At 28.6% G+C, this 25,087-nt stretch carries 19 protein-coding genes, 2 rRNA genes and 1 other annotated feature; all 21 genes read right to left on the reverse strand.

The features are described from left to right. Position 1: 1 nt before the first annotated feature. Positions 2-487 (reverse strand): dihydrofolate reductase, encoded by a 486-nt coding sequence (locus MTABA_RS02245; protein ID WP_100679568.1) that lies wholly within the window; start codon positions 485-487, stop codon positions 2-4. Further along, positions 480-815, reverse strand: a complete 336-nt coding sequence (locus MTABA_RS02250) for a holo-ACP synthase (RefSeq protein ID WP_100679569.1) — start codon at positions 813-815, stop codon at positions 480-482. Before MTABA_RS02250 ends, MTABA_RS02245 begins: the two co-directional genes overlap by 8 nt. An 82-nt stretch (positions 816-897) precedes the next feature. After that, positions 898-1,371 carry a deoxycytidylate deaminase gene (locus MTABA_RS02255; protein ID WP_100679570.1) on the reverse strand — a complete coding sequence of 158 codons (474 nt, stop codon included), beginning with the start codon at positions 1,369-1,371 and terminating at the stop codon, positions 898-900. Then, positions 1,371-2,816: an MFS transporter gene (locus MTABA_RS02260; protein ID WP_100679571.1), complete on the reverse strand. Its 1,446-nt coding sequence runs from the start codon at positions 2,814-2,816 to the stop codon at positions 1,371-1,373. The genes MTABA_RS02255 and MTABA_RS02260 overlap by 1 nt, the downstream gene beginning before the upstream one ends. After that, positions 2,797-3,732, reverse strand: a complete 936-nt coding sequence (locus tag MTABA_RS02265; RefSeq protein ID WP_100679572.1) for an RluA family pseudouridine synthase — start codon at positions 3,730-3,732, stop codon at positions 2,797-2,799. Before MTABA_RS02265 ends, MTABA_RS02260 begins: the two co-directional genes overlap by 20 nt. Beyond that, positions 3,716-4,330: a signal peptidase II gene (locus tag MTABA_RS02270; protein WP_100679573.1), complete on the reverse strand. Its 615-nt coding sequence runs from the start codon at positions 4,328-4,330 to the stop codon at positions 3,716-3,718. Before MTABA_RS02270 ends, MTABA_RS02265 begins: the two co-directional genes overlap by 17 nt. Before the next feature lie 23 nt (positions 4,331-4,353). Beyond that, entirely contained in the window at positions 4,354-7,080 is a 2,727-nt protein-coding gene (gene ileS, locus MTABA_RS02275) for an isoleucine--tRNA ligase (protein WP_100679574.1), read from the reverse strand. 38 nt (positions 7,081-7,118) lie between these two features. Further along, positions 7,119-7,333, reverse strand: a binding site (T-box leader). A gap of 26 nt (positions 7,334-7,359) precedes the next feature. Continuing rightward, positions 7,360-8,337, reverse strand: coding sequence for an alpha/beta hydrolase (locus MTABA_RS02280; RefSeq protein ID WP_167373360.1), 978 nt, complete (start codon positions 8,335-8,337; stop codon positions 7,360-7,362). 70 nt (positions 8,338-8,407) lie between these two features. Continuing rightward, the gene (sepF, locus tag MTABA_RS02285) at positions 8,408-8,806 is read right to left on the reverse strand and encodes a cell division protein SepF (RefSeq protein WP_167373327.1); all 399 of its coding nucleotides are present in this window, start codon (positions 8,804-8,806) and stop codon (positions 8,408-8,410) included. Positions 8,807-8,818: 12 nt separating this feature from the next. After that, positions 8,819-10,009, reverse strand: coding sequence for a cell division protein FtsZ (ftsZ, locus tag MTABA_RS02290; protein ID WP_100679576.1), 1,191 nt, complete (start codon positions 10,007-10,009; stop codon positions 8,819-8,821). Between the two features lie 16 nt (positions 10,010-10,025). After that, positions 10,026-11,333 (reverse strand): hypothetical protein, encoded by a 1,308-nt coding sequence (locus MTABA_RS02295; RefSeq protein WP_100679577.1) that lies wholly within the window; start codon positions 11,331-11,333, stop codon positions 10,026-10,028. 23 nt (positions 11,334-11,356) lie between these two features. Then, a complete protein-coding gene (rsmH, locus tag MTABA_RS02300; protein WP_100679578.1) occupies positions 11,357-12,283 on the reverse strand; it encodes a 16S rRNA (cytosine(1402)-N(4))-methyltransferase RsmH in 927 nt (308 codons plus the stop codon). After that, positions 12,283-12,723 carry a division/cell wall cluster transcriptional repressor MraZ gene (mraZ, locus tag MTABA_RS02305; protein WP_208611718.1) on the reverse strand — a complete coding sequence of 147 codons (441 nt, stop codon included), beginning with the start codon at positions 12,721-12,723 and terminating at the stop codon, positions 12,283-12,285. Before mraZ ends, rsmH begins: the two co-directional genes overlap by 1 nt. Before the next feature lie 149 nt (positions 12,724-12,872). Continuing rightward, the gene (gene rpmF, locus MTABA_RS02310) at positions 12,873-13,052 is read right to left on the reverse strand and encodes a 50S ribosomal protein L32 (RefSeq protein WP_011183295.1); all 180 of its coding nucleotides are present in this window, start codon (positions 13,050-13,052) and stop codon (positions 12,873-12,875) included. A 22-nt stretch (positions 13,053-13,074) separates the two neighbouring features. Then, on the reverse strand, positions 13,075-13,569 hold the full coding sequence (locus MTABA_RS02315) for a YceD family protein (RefSeq protein ID WP_100679854.1): 495 nt from the start codon (positions 13,567-13,569) through the stop codon (positions 13,075-13,077). 4 nt (positions 13,570-13,573) lie between these two features. Beyond that, positions 13,574-15,955, reverse strand: a complete 2,382-nt coding sequence (pheT, locus tag MTABA_RS02320) for a phenylalanine--tRNA ligase subunit beta (protein WP_100679579.1) — start codon at positions 15,953-15,955, stop codon at positions 13,574-13,576. 7 nt (positions 15,956-15,962) lie between these two features. Further along, entirely contained in the window at positions 15,963-17,015 is a 1,053-nt protein-coding gene (pheS, locus tag MTABA_RS02325) for a phenylalanine--tRNA ligase subunit alpha (RefSeq protein ID WP_100679580.1), read from the reverse strand. Between the two features lie 14 nt (positions 17,016-17,029). Further along, positions 17,030-17,650, reverse strand: coding sequence for a hypothetical protein (locus MTABA_RS02330; RefSeq protein WP_100679581.1), 621 nt, complete (start codon positions 17,648-17,650; stop codon positions 17,030-17,032). Positions 17,651-17,657: 7 nt separating this feature from the next. Next, entirely contained in the window at positions 17,658-21,905 is a 4,248-nt protein-coding gene (locus MTABA_RS02335) for an ABC transporter permease (protein ID WP_100679855.1), read from the reverse strand. Positions 21,906-21,990: 85 nt separating this feature from the next. Then, positions 21,991-22,098, reverse strand: a 5S ribosomal RNA gene (rrf, locus tag MTABA_RS02340). 64 nt (positions 22,099-22,162) lie between these two features. Then, a 23S ribosomal RNA gene (locus MTABA_RS02345) occupies positions 22,163-25,077 on the reverse strand. Positions 25,078-25,087: the final 10 nt, after the last annotated feature.

Consider the following 25,087-nt stretch of genomic DNA (forward strand, 5'->3'; position numbering starts at 1 on the left):
TTTATTTTCTCCTACTCATGTATTCCACATAAAAGTGTTCTTTTTCCACTATATTTATTTTATCAAAAATATCATAGTTAAAGTTTTTGATATGTACATTTCCTTCAAATTGATCTTTAATAATACTTCTTATTATTTCATCACATTCATCAAAGAATAATTCATAAATTTGACTACCACCAATTATATAAATATCTTTTAATTTATTATTTTTAAATTCATTAACAATTAAATCTTTATTATTTATAAAGAATAAATTGTCTGCTTGCTTATCTTTATATTTATTGACATCTCTTGTTAGTACATAATTAACACGTTTTGGTAATCCTTTAAAGTTCATTGACTCAAAAGTTTTACCACCCATTAACACATTTTGGTTTAGAGTCGTACTTCTAAAATGTTGCATTTCTTCTTTGATTGATCAAGGCAGTGAATTATTATTCCCAATAACACCATCTTTTGTTTGTGCTCAAATCATTTTAATCATTTTGTTTCACCGCCATACCAACTGAATATTTTATTTCATGAGATATTGAAATTAATATATTACTCAATTCTTTATTTAGAATAATAGGCATTTTTTCAGCATATCCAATATCAATTTTACTCATAGGAAAATTTTGATTAGCATCCAAAGTTTTAATAATAGCCTCTTTAACTGCTCATCTACCAGCAACAAATTGTAACTTAGATTTTTTTGAAGACATCATTTTAATTTTTTCAAGTTCATTTTTTGACAAAACCTTATTTAAAAAATTTTCTCTCAAATTAACTCTTTTATTTTCAACAATATCAATTCCTATTTTTTCTATCATAGTTCATCCTTTAACTTTATTTAATTTTATCAATTAATAGCGCATAAAAAAACCTTACAACATGCTATTGTAAGGTTTTTAATTAATCTATTGATATTTTTACATTAAAATCACTTATTTGATAATATTCAACCTTAGCTGCATCTAACATTCTCTTAGATGCTTTAACTTCAATTGAATCTTTATATTTATCTTCAAGATAAAATACTTTTTTAATACCTGCTTGAATAATTATTTTAGTACATTCGTTGCATGGAAATAGTGTCACATAAACATCAGAATCAGTTAAATTGGTTCTAGCGCTTACAATAGCATTTAATTCAGCATGAGCTACATAAGGATATTTAGTATCAATTCATTCTCCTTCTCTTGATCAAGGAAACTTATCATCATCAACACCCCTAGGAAAACCATTATAACCAGTTGAAATAATTTGATTTAAATTATTCACAAGAATAGCCCCAACTTGAGTTGATGGATCTTTACTTCTCATTGCACAAACTTTAGCAACAGTCATAAAGAATTGTTCTCAACTTAAAAAATCATCTCTTTTCATTAGAAAATAATTCCTAATCTGTAATTTGATACTGCTTCACTAATTGAAGCTAAATCAATTGTTGAGATTCTTGATGAATATGTAATAATTTTGTCATTTCATAATCCATTTTCAAATCTACCAACTCATCCAATTTTTGCTGCTATTTGATTATAATGATCAAAATTCCCACCAATTTTATTTTTTCCATAAAATTGTAAAGCTGCAATAACACTATAATTATATGCTGGTGCTTTTTTAAGAGTAACTACAAATACTATTCCTACAACTAAAAATACTATTAAGAATAAAATTAAAATGTTTTCTCTTCAAGTTCAATCTTTAATTGGTTTTTTAACTAATCCTGCAAAAATTGAACCAAAAATAATACCTGCCATTAATACTGAAAAAGAACTTAATTGGTCTTCACTATTAAAAATAGCTAAAATAATTAAAACTATTGGTCAAATAACTTTAACTTTACCAAATTTTGCAATTGGTGAAGTTTCTCCAGAAACATTCATTGCTAAAATACCAACCATTATTCCAATAATTGGAAGGCAACCAGAGGTGATTGTATATGGTAGTGTAGCTGAAACTACAAAACCAAGTGTAATATAAGCTAAAACAAATGAAATAGCTAATTTTCAAACATTTCCAATAATGATTTCAGTAATCTTACTGATAGAAAATAATGATGTTGTTAATAAAAAAATCATTAAAGCGCTAAAAACTATCCCATTCCCTGCATCCATCGCGCTAAAACCATAAGTGAAAATTCTTCATCATTGGCCACCAGCAATAGTTAATGACTGATTAGTACCACCAAATATAATCATAGGTGCTTGTCATGCTCTTATTGCTCATGGTACTAGAACTCCATTGCTATTTTCAGCTGCTCCTTGTAAAACGCTTAAATTCATAAACAAACCAATAATAGTAAATGAAACTGGCATTATAATGAAGAAAAATAAAATTATTCAAGTAAAACTAATGTTATTATTTTTAATTTTATTTAATGCTATTTTAAAATTATTCAATTTAATTTCATCACTTAATTCTTCTACTTGTTCTTTACTTTCTGCAGCTTTTTCATTTGAAATATAAGTTTCTTTTAATTTTGAAATTAATGGTAAGAATTTAATTAAATTATTTTTAAGTTCTTCTGGTGTTGTAACAACCAAGATTTCATTTTCATCTTCACTTAACTTATTTTCATATTCACTAATGACGATTTTCAATTTTCTTACTTTTTCATTCATAAAGTTCTTTTGTGCAGTAATTTCAATGTTTGATCAAGTTTCTGTTGAACCTTGAATTTGAACTTCAACGATTGCATGTTCATTAGAATTATTAATAAATAAAGTTCTTGATTCTTTTATTTTTTTATCTACATTTTTGTATTTATATTCTTTCTTTAAAAACTTTACTAATGCTTGATATGTGTTAGATTGTTTTTCAGTCATTTTCAACACCACCCTCCTGAATAATTTTATCTGTGAATTCTTTTGGTAATTCTGCTTTTAATTTTACCATTTCTTTTGTGATAGGGTGTAAAAATTCTAATTTATAAGCATGCAGCATTTGTCCAAAATCAGTTTGTTTTTCAGCTAACTTACCATATGATGGATCATTTACAATTGGATGTTTAATAAAATTAAAGTGCACTCTAATTTGATGTGTTCTACCTGTCTCAATTGCACATTTAACTAAAGTTGTTTTATCTAAGCGTTTAATAACATCAAAATTAGTAACCGCATATTTTGAATTTTTCGATGTAACCATCATTTTTTTACGATCATTTTGGTGTCTACCAATTGGTGCATCAATAATTCCTTTGTCTTCTTTTATTTCACCTCAAACTAAAGCAATATATTCTTTATAAATTTCATGATTCTTTAGCATTTCAGTTAATACTTGATGAGCTTTATCATTTTTAGCAACAATCAATAAGCCTGTAGTTTGTTTATCAATTCTATGAACTATACCTGGTCTTTCAACCCCACCAATTGTACTTAAGAATTTAGCATCTCTACCTAATAAAGCATTAACCATTGTTCCTTCAGTATTTCCAGCTCCTGGATGAACAACCATATTGTTGGGTTTATTAACCACTAAAATATCATCATCTTCATAAACAATATCTAAATCAATTTTTTCAGGATTAATTGTTGATGATTTAACTTCTGGAATAGTTATTTCAATTTCAATATCACCAATTAAGTTAAAGTTTTGTTTTGTTTCAACATTACCATTAACTGTAATATTTCCATCTTTAATTAAAGTTTGAATATAACTTCTTGAATATTCAGTAGATTCAGCTAATGCATCTACCAAGTATTTATCTAACCTTACTTTTTCAACATTAGCTTTTAATTTCATTTTTTTCTACCTCTTGATTTATTTCTTTTTTGTTTTGTTTTTTTGGTTTGAAAATATAAAAAATTTCAATAATAAAACAAACTGCTCCAAATCCAATTCCAATATTAACTCACATATCAGCTAAATTAAATACATATGTATTAGACCCTAAAAAACTGAATCCTCAACTAAACATATCTACAACTCCACCATGAACACCATTAACATCCGCTGGTGCTCATGCTCTTGCTAATAAATTAGCAAATCCACCAGCCAATAGAATAGACGAAGTTATGATTCATTTTTTGTCATTTAAAAATATAAATGCTATCATTAAAGCTATTACAAATATACTTGCTAGTGTAACAGTTAACGCTAATTTATCTGCATTTCTTCCGTATGCAGAACCCAAATTAATGATAAAATTCAAATTTAAAAATCCATCTATAAAGTTTTTCTTTTCTCCTTGATACATTGTTCCTACAACAATTCATTTAACTATTCAATCTGATAAAATTAAAAAACTCATAATTGGGGTTGCCACAATTAGTTTAAACTTTCATTTAAAATCATATGATTTAAGTCCGAATACTAAATTAGTTATTCAGTTTTTAAACATAATTATCACCCCTTTAACAATATTTATAATGATTTTACTACTGAATTACATCTTTCACAAATTTCATCGTTTATTAATGTATCAAATATAGCTCAACATCTTTCACATTTGAATCCTTGTTTTGGTTCAACCCCAATTGAAGCTATTTTCTGCTCTAATAAATTTGAACAATCATTTGTGAAACTTAATGAGTTAACAATAAATATTTTTTCTAATTCAGTTACTGTTTCAATATTTTTAAATTCATCTTTCAAACAAACTTTAACAATAGCTTCAAAACCTTTATTAATTATTTTGTCTTCTCTTGCAATTTCTAATGCTTTATTTACATCATCTCTTAAAATCATGATGTTATTTCATTTAGCTACAAATTCATCTGATTCAATAAAATTTTGCTCTTTATTATCAAGCAAGTGAATTGATTCAACTTTGTCTAAGTTAACCATTGATTGATAAACTTCTTCAATTGTATGAATTAACACTGGTCTTAATAAATCTATTAGCATTCAAAGTTGTTCATATAAAACTGTTTGAACTTGTCTTCTTCTTAGTGAGTCTTTTTGCTCAATATACAAAATATCTTTAATAAAATCTAGATAGAATGAAGATAAATCTTTTGTTACATAATTAATTGTTAAATTATAAACTTGGTTATAGGCTAAATTATCATAAGCTTCACTAGCTTTATTTTTAACAACACTTAAATTATTTAATGCATACCTGTCAACTTCACTTAGTTTAGTTTGATAATCCTTACTTGGATCAAAATCAAATAAGTTTGCTAAAATAAATCTCATTGTATTTCTTATTTTTCTATAAGATTCACCAATTTGTTTAATAATGTCAGGACCAATTTTTTGATCATCAGTATAATCTGTTGAAGCAACTCATAACCTTAAAATATCTGCACCTTGTGTATTTGCAAATTCAATAGGATCAATTCCATTACCTAATGATTTAGACATTTTATTTCCTTTTTCATCAACAGTCATTCCATGTGAAATAAGTTTTTTGTAAGGAGATTTTCCTGAATAAATAGTAGAGTTGATCATTGATGCATTAAATCACCCACGATATTGATCATTACCTTCTAAATATAAGTCATATGGTAATGGTAAGTTTTCAAATCTTTCACTTAATGCAATAGCACTAGAACCAGAGTCAAATCAAACATCTAAAATATCTTTTTCTTTTCTTAGGTTTTTGTTTCTATAAGTTTCTGGTAAGAATGTATCTGCTGGTTTATCAAATCATGAGTTTGTTCCAAGTTCAGCAATTTTATCAATTGCATAACCTAAGATTTCATTGTTCAATACTAATTTGTCATTTTCATCATAAAATGCAATAATTGGTACTCCTCATAATCTTTGACGAGAAATAGTTCAATCTGTTCTATCTTCTAATACTTGGTATAAACGTTTTTTTGCTCATTCAGGTTTTGTTGTTATTTTATCAACGTTTGCTAAAATTTGATCTTTTGCTTTATCTAAACCAATAAACCATTGTGAAGTACAACGGTAGATAACAGGTTTTTTAGTTCTTCAATCGTGTGGGTAAGAATGAGAAACAAATTTTAATTTTAATAATCTTTGTTTAGCATCTAAATCCATTCCCACAATTTTATTTGCATCTTCGTAAAATACACCAACTAGTTCTTTGTTAAATTCAGCAATTTCATTTGTGAACTTACCTTGATCATCAATTGGGGCGAATGGCTCTAAGCCATGTTGTTTTACAATTAAGTAGTCATCTTCACCAAATCCACCAGCAATGTGAACAATACCTGTTCCAGCTTCATCAGTAACGTGGTGTCCAATTACAACTTGATTAATTTTTTGTTCATATAATGGGTGAGCATATTTGATACCTGCAATTTGGGGTCCTTTTAAAGTTTCTAATATCTCAAATTTTTCTCAACCAATTTGTTCAGCTACTTTATTAACTAATGTTGATGCCAAAATGAATTTTCTATCATTTGCTTTAACAATGTTATATTCAATATTTTCTCCAACTGCTGCCATTTGGTTTGAAGGAATAGTCCAAGGTGTTGTAGTTCAGATAACGATTTCAGTGTTTGTATCAATTTTTGCATTTCCTTCAACTATTTTCATAGCAACAAAAATAGTTGGTGATTTAACATCTTTATATTCAATTTCAGATTCAGCTAAAGCAGATTCACTTGAAGGAGATCAGTAAATAGGTTTTAATGCTTTATAAACCATTTCTTTTTCATACATTTTTTGAAATAGTCTTAATTCACTAACTTCAAAATCATGTGTTAAAGTAACATATTTAACATCGCTGTTTGAAAAAATACCTAAACGTTTAAATTGGTTTGCTTGATTTGCGACTTGTTTTAATGCGTAATCTTTACACATATCTCTAAATTCAACTGCTGGGGTTTTCTTACGATCAATCCCCATTTTAGTAACAGCTGTTTCAATTGGTAATCCATGAGTATCTCATCCCATGATGAAAGGCGCTAAATATCCATTAGCGTTTTTTCATCTGATGATCATATCTTTTAAAGTTTTATTTAGTGCATGACCAATATGTAAATCACCATTTGCATATGGTGGACCATCATGTAACATAAATAATGGTTTATTTTTATTTAATTTTTGTTTTTGATCATAAATTTTTTTAGTTTCTCATATTTCTTGAATAACTGGTTCTTTATCTTTTAATCCAGCTCTCATATCAAAATCTGTTTGACCAATTAATAACGTATCTTTATAAATATTTTTCATTTTCTAATCTCCTTTTAAAAATAAAAATCGCCCCTATATAAAGGAGCGATTGACCGCGGTACCATCCTAATTAATAAATTAAAGCTTAATTTATCATCTTTAAGGTTTTAACGGTGCCACCGCAGAATTCTACTCAATATAATTTTTCTTTTCTGTTGAAAAAAGGTGATATCTTTTAAATGTTATTACTAGTTCACACCAAACACTAGCTCTCTCTAAATAATTGATTTAAAAAACTTGTCCTTTAGTTTTTATAATAATATTTTATCTTATTTTCGACTAAATTTGATGTTTTTTTACAAATTCAGTAGTTCTTAAAATGTAATCTTCTGTAAATTTAATAATTGATTTAGTGTGATTGATTCCTGTGTCATAAATAATTAATTCATTAACATTTGATTCTTCAATGTTATTTTTAACATCCTGCATTTTAAAACTATCTAAAAAGTTTGTTACTCTATCAAATCTATTATGAATGTACATAATTGGAATATACTTATGCTTTGCTTCAATTAGATTAATAAAATCAAGTTCAACAAGATTAACACCATATTCATTTTTATATATTTTTAGCATATCTTCTAATACTAAGTTAACATAATTTTCAAAAATTTTTGGAGCATTATTGGCTACCATTCTTCTCAGTAATTTTGAAACTGACATATAAGCTGAATCTGCGATAGCTCACTTTATATTATTTTCTTTAATGAATTTTTCCTCAGTCAATGCTAAATAGTTAATTGTGAAACCACCCATGCTAGTTCCAACAAGACCAATTTCATCTGGTTTGTAGTTTTTAGTTACTCAAGAAATGATTGTCATTAAATCTCATTTTTCCTTGTAACCTCAAGTTACAACATCACTATCACTTGAACCATGATTTCTAAAATCAAAAGTTATAATATTATAACCTAATGAACGATAATGTCACGTTAAGTAAAGCACGTTAAATCTGCTTGAATTAAAACCATGAACACCTATTACTCATTTGTTACTTGGCTTTGGATTTAATCATACACTAGCAACAATTTTTGTACCATCTTTTGAAAAAGTTGTAAAGTTAGCTGTTGGACTTTTATATTCTTTAATTTTTAATTTTTTGTTAGAGTTTCTATTTATTGAATTAAGGTTATTAATTGATTTAACAAAGTTAATTTTTAGACTAGCTGCTTCTTCACGTTGTCTGATTGTTTTTGAAAAACTTGAGTTTCACATTTGAATCATTTTATGTGCTAATGTTGAATATTCTGACATAATAACCTCTTTCTATTTATTAATATTTTACTATAACACTAAGGTAAAAATGGAATAAAAAAATAAGCAATGCTTATTTTCTAATTATTAACTTATAAATGTTACCTTCAATTTTTTTATAAATACCATCATTAATATAAATTACACCTGAAATAAAATCAATAATTCTTCTTTTTTCAGCTTTTTCTAATCCTGAAAGATCAATTAAAACAATCTTATTAATCTTTAATTCATCAGCAATTTTTGCTGCATCAGAAAATGAAGCAGGTTTTATAATTTCAGTTCTTTTAGAAGGAATATCTTGATTGATTGTGTTTAATTCACTTTCGTTTGAATATTCAACTTCTTCTTTAGTTGTTGAAACTTCTTCATCATATAGACTATATGCATTTACATCGCTTAAAGCTTGATCTGTTTCCCCTGATTCAACTCTTTTAGCTTTTATTTTTTCTAATAGTTCTTTAATTTTCATTTTATTCTCCTACTACTTCAAGAATGTTGGGAAATCATCTTCAGTTTCGTCAGAATAATTTGAAGTTGTGTTATTTACAGAATGCATAGTTTGGTGTGCGTGTAATACATCTTCTTCAAATGAAGTTTGAGCTTTTGGTTCTTCTTCAACATGCGTTGATTTGTATAGACTTGAAGTTCTTAAATTTGCAAATGTTGAAGTAGCATTTGATTTTGTTCCTAAACTTGCTGATGATTTGATCATTTCTTCATCAAAACCAGTAGCAATAACAGTTACAACTAATTCATCCTTTTCAGTTAATTCTTTATTAATAGCAACTCCAAATACAATATTTACTTCTGGATTATCAATTGCTTGGTTAACAACGTCAACAACATCATAAGCGTCATTTAATGAAATACCTTCTCCACCAGTAACATTAACAATAACATCTTTAGCACCAATAATAGCAGCTTCTAATAAAGTTGATGAAATAGCATCATTTGCCGCTAAATTAGCCTTATCTGGCCCTGTTCCTAATCCAATTCCGAATAATGCGTTTCCTTTTTTAGACATAACTGTTTTAACATCAGCAAAGTCTAAGTTAATTAAAGCAGGCACTGCAATTAAATCTGTAATTGTTTGAACACCTTGTTTTAAAATTGCATCAGCTTCTGCAAATGCTTCTTGAATAGGTTTAGCTCCAATAAATTCTAATAAACGGTCATTTGAAATAACAATTGTTGAATCAACATATTTCTTTAATTCAATGATTCCTTCTTCAGCAAAAGTATTTCTGTATTTTCCTTCAAATCTAAACGGTTTAGTTACGATAGCTACAACCAATGCTCCTGTTTCTTGAGCAATTCTTGCAATAACTGGAGCGGCACCTGTTCCAGTTCCACCACCCATTCCAGCAGTTACAAAGATTAAGTCAGCACCATCTAATGCAGATCTTAATTCGTTTTCTGATTCTAGTGCAGCTGTTTTACCTACTTCAGGGTTTGCTCCAGCTCCTAAACCTTTAGTTGATTTTTCACCTAAAATAATCTTATTAGGTACATTTGACCCAGCTAAAACTTGTGCATCTGTATTTGCAATATAAAAATCAACTCCATGTGCTCCTTGTTCAAACATTCTTGATACAGCGTTGTTTCCACCACCACCAACTCCAATAACTTTAATCTTGGCTTTTTGGCTAAATTCTTGAGTATTATTATTCATTTTGTTTTCCCCTCTTTTAAGCTTCTACTTTATCTATTAGTATACCATCATTTTTTAAATATAAATGACTACTTGCTTTATTTTGACTACTGAATTCATCAGAAAATGCGAATTGCATATTCACAACAGTGTTTGTAATTTTTTGTTTTTTGGCTTTAATATTAGCTGTAATAAACTTATTAGTGATTTTACTAATTAATCCATAACTCTCATAGTGTTCATTATTTTTTAAAGCTCCAATTATTTTAATTTTATTAATATAATCTGATGACATTTTAGTATTTGAAATTAAAGATATTCCATTTGGTATTTCTTGAATTAATCCAAAATTAAATATTGGCGTTACAGAGAAATCAATTTTTTCTGTTGAAATGAAAGATTCTTTAATTTCTTTATACGCACTTTTAACAGCTGCTTTTACAATTAATTGAATTTGTTCACCTGTAAGAGATTTTGCAGTTATTGTATTTTTAAATTTTAAAAATACTGTTTTTAAAATATTTATTGAATCAAAGTTAATGTTATTGTATAAATAATGTTTGCTCATTTCATTGCTTAAACCAAATTCATCTGATATTTTTTTAATAACATTATTCATTCCTATGTTTGTTGATGCATACTCAATAAATGAACCATTTTTGAATAAACCAGCTTCTATATAATCTTCTTTTCAATGAACAACAATTATATCGTTCTCATCTTTCCCAGGTCTTTGAATTGAGTTATACAATGCTTCAAGATTTGTCATATAAGAATTTTTACCTTCAAATACTTTTTCAATAGCATTCTTATGCGATTCATAAACTTTTTTGTAAATTGATTTAACTGACACAATTAGCTCAATTTTTTTACCTTCAATAGTTAAGTTTTTCTTTTCTTGCTTATTATCATCAATTTTAATTTGCATTAATTCCACATCTAAATGAGAAGCATTATTTGATTGTTGTTCTTTTTTCACTGTTTTTTTAAACAAGTCATTAACAAATTCTTCTGTCATTAAAATTGGAGTTTCATAGTTAATTGAGTGACTTCTTGTTGTAAAACTATATGTTGAACTTGGTACAACCATGAAAATTTTATTATCTTTAAAGTCAGCTTGATCTTTAATAATTGATTTAATAATTAGTGAAATTTCTTTTCTAAGCTGATTAGATACTGAATTTTTAACAACTCCATTATCATTTAAAAAGGTAGTGTTATTTTTAGCTTCAATTTGATGTTCAAAAATTGAAATAATGTTATTGTTTAATACTCTATAAGCATTAATTTTAACTACATTCTTTCTTATTTCTACTGTTGTAAATGTTTTATTATTTTTTAACATAACTTTGTACCTCTTTTAGTTTCTTATTTTTTCTCTATGACTCATAATTTTGCACTATGACTTCTGTTGTTATTTTCGACTTCTGTGTTTGTGGGTTTTAATGGTTTTTTAAATAATAGTTTAAAATTTTTTGATGATTCAACTTCATAAGGTAAATTACTTAAATAAAATTGTTGTTCATCAAGTGTATATTTTTTAAAAATATTTTTAACAACTTTTTCTTCTAATGAGTGAAAAGTGATAACCACTACTCTTCCTTTTGAATTTAATAAACTTAAGCTTTGTTCTAAAGAATTTTCTAAAGTTTCCATTTCATTGTTAACTCTTATTCTTAAAGCTTGAAAAGTTTTTTTTGCTGGGTGTTTTTGTTGTTTCAAGATTTTTGCTGGTAATGATTTTTTAATTACACCTACTAATTCAAATGTTGTATTAATTGGTCTTGATAAAACTATGTTTTTCACAATTGATCTAGCAAACTTTTCATCTCCATAATTTCATAATATTTGTTCAAGTTCTTCTTGACTGTAATTATTTATAATTTCGTGAGCGGTTAATTTATTATTGATTCTGTCCATTCTCATATCAAGAGGACCATCAAATCTATAACTAAATCCTCTTTCTGCCACATCAAATTGTGGCGAAGAAACTCCTAAATCATAAAGTATACCATCAACCTTGAAGATTCCTTCCATTGCTAACATTGCTGAAATATTAACAAAATTTCCTTCTAATATTTTGAAACCTTTACTGATTTTTTTAAGCTTTTCAGTTCCTTCTTTAATTGCCGTTTCATCTTGATCAATTGAAAATAACTTACCTTTTTTTAATCTTTTTAATATTTCACTTGAATGGCCTGCCCTACCAAGAGTGCAATCAACATATGTTCCATTTTCATTAATATTTAAATATTCAATAGATTCCTTTAATAGTACTGGTATATGCTTTTCCATTATTTATTGATACCTTGATAAATTGTTTCAGCAATTTCTTCCATTTTGTCACTGTTTTCATTTTGATAATTGTCATATGAATTTTGGTCTCATATTTCAATTCTGTCACCCATCCCAAGAATATAGACACTCTTTTCAATGCTAGCTAATTTTAATAAGTTATTAGGAATTTTAATTCTTCCCATTTTATCAATCTCAATTTCATGAGTATTAGCTATGATTTCACGAGTTAGCATCCTTGTTTCTTTATTAAAAGAAGAAAGATTTAAGATTTGTGAACTTCACTTTTCGAATTCATCTTCAGTTCTCATTTCAAGACTTCCTTCGAAACCTTTAGAAACATAAACTGTTGAGTTCAAAATCTTGTTTCTCATTTTTGAAGGGATGGTAAGTCTTTGCTTATCATCCATATTGTGATCATATGTTCCAAAGAATAACATACCACTTTACCCCATTTCTTCCCACTTTATAAATATATATTACTATATTTATTTCATTTTGTTAATAGAAATAATTAAAAATACGTTAAAAAGGTAAATAAGTACAAAAAAAGATGAGGCTAACCTCATCTATTTATTATTAAGAGAAATTAATCTTGAACAGATTTAACTTCTTTTCCTTTATAGAATCCACATTCTCTACAAACTCTGTGTGGTTTAATCATTGACCCACAGTTTTCGCATGAAACTAAATTAGAAGCTACTAAAGCTAAATGACTTCTTCTTTTATTTTTAGCAGATTTACTTGTCTTTCTAAATGGTACAGCCATCTTAAAACCCCCTTAACATTTTTTATTTTTTCTTGAACTCATCCAATTTATCTCATCTCTGATCTACTTTGTTTTGTTCGTTTTGATAAAATTCTTCTTCAGACATAATTGTCCAACCAAATCCAGTCTTTTTTATTATATCACTATTATTTGATAAATTAAAAGGTAAATTTATATTTATTTGTTCAATTAAATAGTTTTTTACATCAAATTCTTCGCCTACTATAATGTTAGCATGATCGTTTATAGAATCTGAAAAAGTGTATTCATCATTTCAATCAATTGCGTTTGTGTATTCAAATTGTTCACCAGTTCTAGAATCAATTGCCTCAAGTGTGAAATTAATCACACCATTAACACTTACTGTTTCAATTGAATTTACTCAATCAATATCAATATCATAATCTAAATAAGTAACTTTTTTAACTAAAACATTGTTAAGTTTAATAGATTCTAAATCATTAATTACTTCGGTTAACTCTGTATGTGTATTTTTTTCAAAGTATTGTCTATTCATCATATTATCTAACTTTAATTTTAAGTTCTTTTAAGTTGTTTAATATTCTTTCAAAATCATCATTAATTTCTTTTTCAGTTAGCTGGTGGTCTAAACTGTTAAATGATAATTTAATAGTTAATGATGAAATATTTTGTTTATTCATTTCATCATCAGAATATTTATCTATTACTTTGTAATTAGTTAAGTAGTTTAAATCTTTTAACAATGTTTTAACAATTGAATCAAATGTTACATTATTTTCTAATTTAAATGAAATATCTCTTGTTGATTGTTGGAATTTAGAAACTTCATTTGTTACATGCACTTTATCAGCTAATTCTAATAATAAGTTTAAATTAACTTCACATATAAATGTTGGATAAATTTTATTAGCTGTTTCAAATGCTGGATTTAGTTTGTAAATAAATCCAATTTTTTTGTTTTTATGTTTAATTACTGCATTAATATATGGGTGAATTTCATCAATAACTTTTTCATTAACTTCAAATGTTATGTTTGAATGATTAATTCTATATAAATCTAATACACTCATTAATATTGAACTTATATAAGCGTAATTAGATCTAATATGTACTTGATTCAAAGAATCAGAAATTGCTTCTCCTGAAACACCAAAGCATAAATTAGATTGTCTAAATCCGTTCAACGCAAAGATATCAGCCATTTCAAAGAATTTAACTGACTTATTACCATTATTAGCATTAAAAATAATTGTATCAATCATTGATTTTGATAAGTTATTTCTAAAAGTTTCACGTTGAGTTGATAAAGGGCTCATTAAAACAACTGGATCTTTAACTTTAAATAAGTTTCAAGTCTTATTAGATTCTATGTCAGTTAATGAATAAGTTTTAATATTGTTAAATCCTGCACCAACTAAGTAATCACTTAATTTATCTTTAAGTTTTTTTTCTAAATTTTTAGTTTTTTTGAAACTTACATATTCTAGTGGCTGTTCAATTATATTATCATACCCATATAGTCTAGCTATTTCTTCGCAAAGATCATTTTTACCATATAAATCAGTTCTATTTTTATCAACTGTAAATGTCAATTCTGATTTTTTAACAGATATTTCAATATCCAATGTTCTAAACAGACTAATAATTTCATCAACTGTAATTTCAATACCCAAAATTTCTTTTACTTTTTCTAATGTTATAGAGTATATGTTGTCATAGTTTTGTCTTTGAACAGTTGTAACAACTTTTTGTATATCTTCGATCATTTTATACTCATCTAAAATTGCAATTAACTCTTCAATACCTTGATCATAAAGATTTGGATTTAAGGGTTTTGCATATCTTTGAGTATCAACACTACTTATATTTAAGTTTTTCTGTTGTTTACGCATTGTTATTTGATCAAGGTTTAACATTACAACTAACATTGTGTTTGTTTCTTCATTAACTTTATATTTAGCTTCTGTTTTTAAACCTAAAACATTAACAATGTCTTTTCCTGCTTTTAAAACAACTAATTCTTTTTCATCAATTATTTGCTTTGTTAAAGTTAAATTTCCATTAACTTTTTCAGCATCAATTAAAATAAAAGGTTGTCCTGAAATAAGAGTTGCCATATTAGCAATGTTTTCAAATTTATTTTGTGTTGATTTTACATTTGAATGTTTTAATCAAACATCATGTGAAGAATCAAAAGGTGTATTTGTATTTTTTAAACCTATAAAAGTATGTGAAACAGTGTTAACTTCTTCTTCAACTTTTTTGTTTAACTCGATATCAATTGATTGTGTTGCTTTTTCAAACTTAATTTTATTTTCAATGCAATTAATTTTTAAATCGAAATAGTTTGCTATTTCTTTAACTAACTGTTTAGCAGCTAAAGCATCACTTCTATTTAAAGTTAAATCAACTTCAAATGAATAATCATCAAAGTTTAAAACTTCACTAATTTCTCTTCCAACCATTTCATCCATATTTTTGTAAATTGAATTAATGTAATATACATCTTGTTGTTCATCATCAGTTAAAACTGAATTAGATAATCCAATTTCATTGAACCCACAAAACATTCCTTCAGATAGTATTCCTAAAATTTCTCTGTTTTCTAATTCTAATCCATTAGCTAATTTAGCACCTGGTAAAGCAACTATTGGATATTTGTCTTCTTCAATATTTCTTGCTGTTGATAAAATTGTTGCATATTTGTTTTCACCAATACGAGTTTTTGTTTTTTTCAATTTTGTTCCTTCAATTGGATCAACTTCTTCAATATGTCCTATAACTAATTTTGTATTTAATTTTGAATAATCAACTTCTTGTTCAACTTCAAATCCTAAAGAGTTTAGACACACTGAAATTTGTTCATTTGTAATATTAGAAAGATCTAAGTATTTTTCTAATCATTTTCTTGTAATAATCATATTCTACCTACTCTCCATAAAATTTAAATTGTTCTAAGAATTTAACATTATTTTCATATAAGTTTCTAATGTTTGAAATTCCAAATTTAAGCATAGCTATTCTTTCAATACCTGCCCCAAATGCTAAAGCTGTATTTTTTTCAGGGTCCATACCGTTTAAAAGCATTACCTGTTCATTAATTATTCCTGATCCTAAAATCTCAATTCATCCTGAATATTTACAGATTGAACAACCTTCTCCTGAACATTTAAAACAACTTACATCAACTTCTACACTAGGTTCAGTAAATGGAAATAAACTTGGTCTTAATCTAATATTAACTTCTTCACCAAATAATCTTTTACACATATATTTCAAAACTCATTTTAAGTTAGCAAAAGTAATTTTTTTACCAATACATAATAAGTCTAACTGCATAAATTGGTGTGAGTGAGTTGCATCATCGTCATCTCTACGATAAACGTTTCCAATAGCAACACATGCATAATTACCCTCAAAGTTTTTATCTTCTGCCATTTGAGTTAAAACTCTTGCTGTCATATGTGTACAGTGAGTACTTAAAACGGTTTCTTCATCAATGTAGAAAGTATCTTGCATATCTCTAGCAGGGTGTCCCACTGGTAAGTTTAATTTTTGGAAGCAGTACTCATCGCTTTCAACATCGTTTCCATTTAATACGTCAAATCCGATTTCAGTAAAAATTTGAGTGATTTCTTCAACAACAATATTTAGAGGATGTTTTGTACCAAATTGAGCTAATGTTCCAGTTAATGAAACATCAAGTTTTTCGCTTGCTAATTTTGCATCAAGCTCTTCTTTTTTAACTCTTGCTACAAACTCATCAATAGTTGAAGCAATAAATGTTCTTAATTCATGACTTGCCACACCAATTGCTTGTTTATCTTTAACATCAGAATCTTTTAAAGATTTTAAAATCTCACTTAATTCTGATTCTTTACCTAATAAAGATTTTTTTAATTTTTCAGCATCAATAACTGTTTTAACTTTGTTTAAATCAGATACAAATTGCTCTTTAATCTTATTAATTTTTTTAATCATAAAAACTCCTTTTGCTATTTTAATAAAGCGGTCTGTTTTAACTTGACTAACTTCATTTCATTTTCTTTTAAATTTTCTTCATATGCTTGAACAACTATTCCAATAATTGAATTATTAGGTTCTTCTTTTACTAATGTTTTTAATTTTTTAAAAACAAAATTTTGAAAACTATTTTTGTATTTTTGTAATTCATATTCAAAATATAAATTTACATCATAATGTTTATTATTTAATATTTTAGATTCAAAATTTTCATTTCAAAAAATTATTTGCTCAATTAAAGTATCATTAACAAAAGCTTTTGTTGAACTATATACAAATACTAAAAATTCTTCATATATATTGTAAATAATTTTATCATTATTAGTTTGAATTATGTAGTCCCATATAGTTTGTTCTACTTCTTTATTAAAAATTCTTATTTGATCAATCGTTTGATTAAAGTTCAAAACTGTCTTTTTAGTTAATTCTTTTTTATATTTCATGCTCAAGTATTTTAAAAATCTAGGTTTAGATATTATTTCAAAAAGATTTGTATACTCTCATGTAAAGTTAATTTCAAACACTTTTGCAGTCTGTTCTTTTTTTATTCTTGTTTTTTCAAAATGATCTATTATAGATTGTTTTACTTCCATATTTCTCCTAAGCTAAACTTGTTATTTGAGTTAAAGGATTTCTTTTTACTTGTTTATTTGAAGCATATCACCCAAATAATATAACTACTGACATAACTGCTAAAGTAATCAACATAGTTTTTAAATCAACACTCATAAAAACATAAACACTAAATTTTCCTGCTATTCAATTTAACAATATTTTTCAAAAAATGACAGATCCTAAATATGCAACAACAAATGAAATTAAAGCACCAATTGCATAACTTCCCATTACTGTTCAATTAATTTCTTTATCTTTATATCCTAGTGCTTGCAAAGTTAAGATTATTATTTTAGCTTCTTCAACTATTATTCCAATTATAACAACTAAAATTATTGCAAGTAAAAGCGTTGTTAATAACACAAATATTAGCATAACTTTATTTACTATTTCAGTTGCTTTATTTATAACTAGATTATTAATTACAAAAGATATAGTTGAAGTTCGAGATGAAAAGTTCAAAAAGTATGGGTTAACTACAGATTTTAGGTTTGTTATTATGTTAGGACTTAAAGAATTAGTATATTTGAAAATAGGTCTTAAAATATCTAACATAATCGGTAAGTCTTCATTAATTAAAATTGATGAATTTTTTTCAATAATTTTAATTGAATAAAATAATTTCATAAAGTCACTTGTATTTGTGTTAGCAGAAATCATTTTATTTTTTGAATATAAGCTTGAAAACATTATTGGTAAGCTTTCTTCATAAAATTTAGCTTTAAAATCTTCTGAGTTAATTCAAATGTTATCTGATCCTAATTTTATAGTTTCTGCTTTATTAATGCCTACAACTCTAAGCTGAATTATTTTAGGACTTAAAGTCTTAGTTTTTAAATCAATAATATCATCTATTTTTATATTTTGATTTCTTGCCATACTGTATGGAATAATTGCGTTTACAATATTTGATTGAGCATTTTCTTGAGCTGAATTATTAAATCTTGCCATTTGAGAATTTGATACTTCTTCAAAGTTAAACATATTTTCAAAACTTCCATATTGATCAGTTTTAGTATTTACCAATCTAGCATAAACATCTACATCATTATATTGACCACTCTGTTTTAGACCAATTCAATCAAATAACACTTCATTTTTTTTGTCATACATTACATTGTTAATATTAAGCATATAATCATTCTCGTCGTAATTATCAAAATCTGTTAATTGTGTTGACTGAAAAACATTTGTTGCTACAGAATTCATACTTGAAAAATTTGCTCTTACTAAAAGCGGTATATATTCTTTTATGTCTTTTGCAAATATATCATCAATTTGAGTTAGTAATCAATTATCTACTAAATTTCTCTGTCTTGTATCATGCATATCAAATTTATCAACTAACATATTTGCATATAATTTTTCATAGGCATTGTCAATATAACTTTTTGTTGTGTTAGCTGCTATTAAATCTTTTATTTGAATGACTTGGTTAGGTTTTCCTATAATTTCTTGCAATGCAGAAATTGTTAAATCAATTTGAGCAATTTTTACTGCATAAATATATGAAAGATCTTTAGTAAAAATATGTTTAACCATGTCAGATTTCATTGATGCAATTGTTAAAATGTTATTTTCATTTAAATTTTCAGAAAAATTTATTTTTTCTAAAGTTTTTCCTGTTTCTTTAATTTCTTCAACTGCTTTTATAAAAGTTGAATCTTGTGAGTTTAAGTTATATGACATAATAGTTCCTATAAAACTATTAATGTTGTCTTCTTCTACATCTAAATCTTTTGTATTTATATTTAACATATTATTTAAAATAAAATACATTTCACTTCTGGGCAATAAAAAATTAACTTTTTTATCTATTGAAGATAAATTCATGAAATAGTTATTTGTCATTTGAATTACTGCATCTATTCTAAATCTATACTCTTCAGATGAAGTTTTTTTCAAGTAATCATTAGTATTTTTGTATTGAGAATAGTCATTATATGTAGGAGATAATTTATTTGTTTCATATTTATAATTAAATTTATCTGTTCCCTCAATAATATCTAATGTAGGGTTGGAGTTTCATCAACTATAATAGTGATCTGTTTTTTCATTATAAACAGCAAAAGATTGATTTATCATTTTTGCCATTAAATTTTGCGCACCAAATAATAATATATACGTAAATGATGCACAAGCAAATAATGTTTGGACGGTATAAAACTTACCTTTTGATGTTCTAACAAATGCTCTTCTTAATCTTCAATTAAAAAATCTTTCACCTGCAAAAACTTTTTTAAATAGTATTCCTTGCTTAATATTATTTTTTGTTTTTTTACCATTAGACATTAGTGACAGAACTGGTTCTTTTATATATAAAATAGTTGTTATATAACTTATTAAAACAAAAATTAAGGGAATAACAACAAATAAAAATAGCAAAAAGAAAGGACTAATATAAATTGTACTAAAGCTAATTGAGACTGTATTTTCGAATGCTAATGCAGCAAAAACTTGAATTGGAATGGATATAAAGAATCCAAATATTAAACTTATAAAAAATAATATTCCGGTTTTTATTGAAAAAATTCAGCTTAACTCACTTGTTTTATAACCAAAAGACTTAAATATTCCCAATTGTTTTCTTGTTTCGTTCATTTCCTTTTTAAGTTGAAAATTTATAAATAAGAAAGCTAAAACTAAAATTATAGATCCCAATACAACATTTATAATTATTCTGATTTGCAAATTCTCTAAAGCCTTAGCGACTTTAGTTTCACTTCAAGGAACTAAATTAGTTTCCAAATTTGACAATATTTTAATTTTGTCTTGCGTTGTAAATAATTCAAAAGGTACTCCTTTTTCATCATTCATATTTTTTATTTTTAATTGTAAAGTATAAGAAGCTTCATTATTTAAAAGATTTCAAGAATAATTTCTAAATTCATTAATAAATTTTTGATTTAAATAAATAAATCCATATGTTTTCATGCTTTGTGAAAATGGTGAAAAGTTGCTGCCTGGAACAAAATCATCGAACGTTTGGCCAATTCCCACAACCTTAACAGTTGTTAATTGATTAGCAAAAAAATACTCAGTTGGCAAAATATTTTGAATTATTTTATTTGAAAGCAGTGAACTTAATATCAAATTATTAGATTTAGCAATGGGCATTTTTATTTCATCACCAATTTTTATATTATTTTGTTTCGCATATGCAGAAGAAATAATAATCTCAGGAGTTTTATTTAAACCTCAATTTTCTGGTATTTTTGATTTTTTACTATTTCTATCGAAAACAACTTTATTAAATTCATTTGTAGAATCAGTTCTTATCTCAAAAGTTTGAGAACTTGTTAAAACTCCAGTTTCACTTTTTTTAAATAAAAAGTTTTTATTAATATCTATTTTATAATTTGACTTATTGTTTTCATTATTTAAAATTTTGTTAAAAAGCAATATTCTATCATCATGTTGATATTTTTCATCTGCTAAAAGTTTTGAGTATTCAGAATTAAAAGCTGTATAACTTGAAATTTTAACTGATTTAGGTTTTCAAGAAGCAATTGATTTGTTAACTATAGCAATTAAATCTTCAAGTTTGTTTATTGTTACATTTGAAGGTATATTAAAATTAATTCCATTTGTATAAGCAAAATTAAATATTCTAAATAAAATTGAAAAACCAATGCTTGATACTGAAGAATAAATATTAGTTTCTTCATCATTTTGTAAAAAAATATCTAAATCATATAAACCTAATTCTAATGATTTTTTAACATGGTATTGAAAAATTTCTTGTGGTGTAGGAAATGAAAAGACAGACTGATAATTTTCTTCGTTTTTATATTGCAATTCAAAAGCTGTTGAATTTGATGATAGTCTATAACGTTTTAAAGATGAATTAACTTGTAAAGTCATTCTTTCTTTTTCTTCTGCACTCAATTTAGTTCAATCTGCATAGTATTCATTATCTTTTTTATTTGATTCAGAAGAACCAGCTCATAGCTTTGCATTTAAAAGTTTAATAAATTCAGGGTCTAAATATTCTTTTGCATATGATGTTATAAATTCTTCACTGTAAAGCATATCTTTATCAGCAGATGAAAAATTTGAATCATATGCTATGTTTTCTTTTTGAGCTGAATGCATTTTTGAATAAATTTGCAAAGGAGTTGCTAGCATCCCAATTACTGATGCTGCTAAGGTCACAATAAAAATAATCATGAATAAAGTTGACAGTCAATTTTTAAAAAAAGTCTTTAAATAACTTTTCATTATTTTATTCATTAAAATCACCAAAAAACCCCTTCATATTTTATTTATATTTTAACATTTTATAAATAAAAAAAGAATCCTTGTGGATTCTTTCATAAACTGGCAGCGTTCTATTTTCTCACAATGCAATATCGTCGACGCTGTAGAACTTAACTTCTGTGTTCGGTATGGGAACAGGTGTGACCTCTACGCTATGACCACCAGATCTTTTTATAAATTGTTCTCTGAAAACTGGATATTAGATGATTACATACTCAATTGCTTCTTTTTTCTAAAATTCTCTCGATCTATTAGTAATGGTTAGCTTAATGCCTCGCGACACTTACACATCCATCCTATCAACCTCATAGTCTATAAGGGATCTTACATTCTAAAGAAATGGGAAAATTCATCTTAAAGGAGGCTTCTCGCTTAGATGCCTTCAGCGATTATCCGTTCCACACATAGCTACCCTGCTGTGCCACTGGCGTGACAACAGGAGCACCAGAGGTGTGTCCATTCCGGTCCTCTCGTACTAGGAACAGCTCTCTTCAATTTTCCTACGCCCACAACAGATAGGGACCAAACTGTCTCACGACGTTCTGAACCCAGCTCGCGTACCGCTTTAATGGGCGAACAGCCCAACCCTTGGAACCGACTACAGCTCCAGGATGCGATGAGCCGACATCGAGGTGCCAAACCTCCCCGTCGATGTGAACTCTTGGGGGAGATCAGCCTGTTATCCCCGGGGTAACTTTTATCCGTTGAGCGACGGCCCTTCCACTCGGGACCGCCGGATCACTAAATCCTACTTTCGTACCTGTTCGACTTGTAAGTCTCACAGTCAATCACACTTATACTTTTGCGCTCTATGCATGATTTCCAACCATGCTGAGTGTAACTTTGAGCGCCTCCGTTACATTTTAGGAGGCGACCGCCCCAGTCAAACTACCCACCAGACACTGTCCTTAACCCGGATAACGGGTCGAAGTTAGAAATCCAATATAACGAGGGTGGTATTCCAAGGTTGACTCCACTGGCCCTAGCGGTCCAGCTTCAAAGTCTCCCACCTATCCTCTACACGTTATACCAAATTTCAATATCAAGTTATAGTAAAGCTCCACGGGGTCTTTCCGTCTAGTTGCGGGTAACCGGCATCTTCACCGGTACTAAAATTTCACCGAGTCTGCAGCCGAGACAGCGAAGGGATCATTACGCCTTTCGTGCGGGTCAGAACTTACCTGACAAGGAATTTCGCTACCTTAGGACCGTTATAGTTACGGCCGCCGTTCACCGGGGCTTCAATTCGAAGCTTCGCTTGCGCTGACTTCTCCTCTTAACCTTCCGGCACTGGGCAGGCGTCACCCCCTATACTTCGTCTTGCGACTTAGCAGAGAGCTGTGTTTTTGCTAAACAGTTGCCCCTCCCTCTTCACTGCGGCTCAACTTACGTTGAGCACTCCTTCTTCCGAAGTTACGGAGTTATTTTGCAGAGTTCCTTAGCTACAGTTATCTCGCTTACCTTAGGATTTTCTCCTTGACCACGTGTGTTCGTTATAGGTACAGGCTACTAGTTATTAAGTTAGAAGCTTTTCTTGGAAGCGTAGGGTCATGTACTTCGTTACTAGGCGAACCGTTCACTCCTCATAACACTTCAGCGTTTAATACAACACGGATTTGCCTATGTTGCCGCCTTTGTGCTTAACCCAGGACATCCATCACCTGGGATACACTACCTTTCTCCGTCACTCCATCACTAACTAGCAGGTACAGGAATATCAACCTGTTGTCCATCGACTACGCCTTTCGGCCTCGCCTTAGGTCCTGACTAACCCTGGGTGGACGAACCTTGCCCAGGAAACCTTGGTCAAACGGTATGAATGATTCTCACATTCAATCGTTACTCATGCCGGCATAATCACTTCTAATCGTTCCACCAGTCCTCACAGTCTGACTTCATCACAATTAGAACGCTCCCCTATCACTGTATTAAAAAATACAATCCGTAGCTTCGGTATTAGGTTTAGCCCCGGTACATTTTCGGCGCAGAATCACTCGACTAGTGAGCTGTTACGCACTCTTTAAATGGTGGCTGCTTCTAAGCCAACATCCTAGCTGTCTGTGCAATTCCACATCCTTACACACTTAACCTAAATTTAGGGACCTTAGCTGACGATCTGGGCTGTTTCCCTCTCGAGCATGGACCTTATCACCCATGTTCTGACTGCCGAGTATCCGACAATGGCATTCGGAGTTTAATTCTATTCAGTACCCCTAGGTGGGGCCATCATAGATTCAGTGCTCTACCTCCATTGTGGTAAACCTCGACGCTATACTTAAATATATTTCGGGGAGAACTAGCTATCTCCGGGTTCGATTGGAATTTCACCGCTAGCCACAAGTCATCCGCGGTCATTTCAACGAACGTCGGTTCGGTCCTCCATTTGGTTTTACCCAAACTTCAACCTGCTCATGGCTAGATCACCCGGTTTCGTGTCTAATGCAACGTACTAAACGCCCTATTAAGGCTCGCTTTCACTACGGCTCCGCATATTCTGCTTAACCTCGCACGATACATTAACTCGCCGGCTCTTTCTACAAAAAGCACGATATCACCCATTAACGGGCTCTATCTTCTTGTAAGCACATGGTTTCAGGAACTATTTCACTCCCCTCTCGGGGTACTTTTCACCTTTCCCTCACGGTACTGGTTCACTATCGGTAAAATGGGAGTATTTAGGCTTGCCGAGTGGTCTCGGCGGATTCCGACAAAATTTCACGTGTTTCGCCGTACTCAGGATCCATCTAAGAGATCAACACATTTCGTATACGGGGGTATCACCCTCTATGCCACTACTTCCCAGTAGTTTCTACTATATGTTGATTTTGTAACTCTAAAAAGATGTCCTACAACCCCAGCCCGTAGACTGGTTTGGCCTCTTCCGCGTTCGCTCGCCGCTACTAACAGAATCATTATTTATTTTCTTTTCCTCTTGGTACTAAGATGTTTCAGTTCCCAAGGTTCCCTTCTCATAAGCTATGTATTCACTTATGGATAATACGAGATTAATCGTATTGGGTTTCCCCATTCGGATATCACCGGATCAAAGCTCACTTCCAGCTCCCCGATGCTTTTCGCAGGTAATCACGTCCTTCTTCGGCTCCATTTTCCAAGGCATTCACCATGTGCCCTTACTATTTTTTAGAAAAAATCTT

It is taken from the genome of Mesoplasma tabanidae, from assembly GCF_002804025.1.
In the GTDB taxonomy this organism is placed as follows: Bacteria; Bacillota_I; Bacilli_A; order Mycoplasmatales; family Mycoplasmataceae; genus Mesoplasma; species Mesoplasma tabanidae.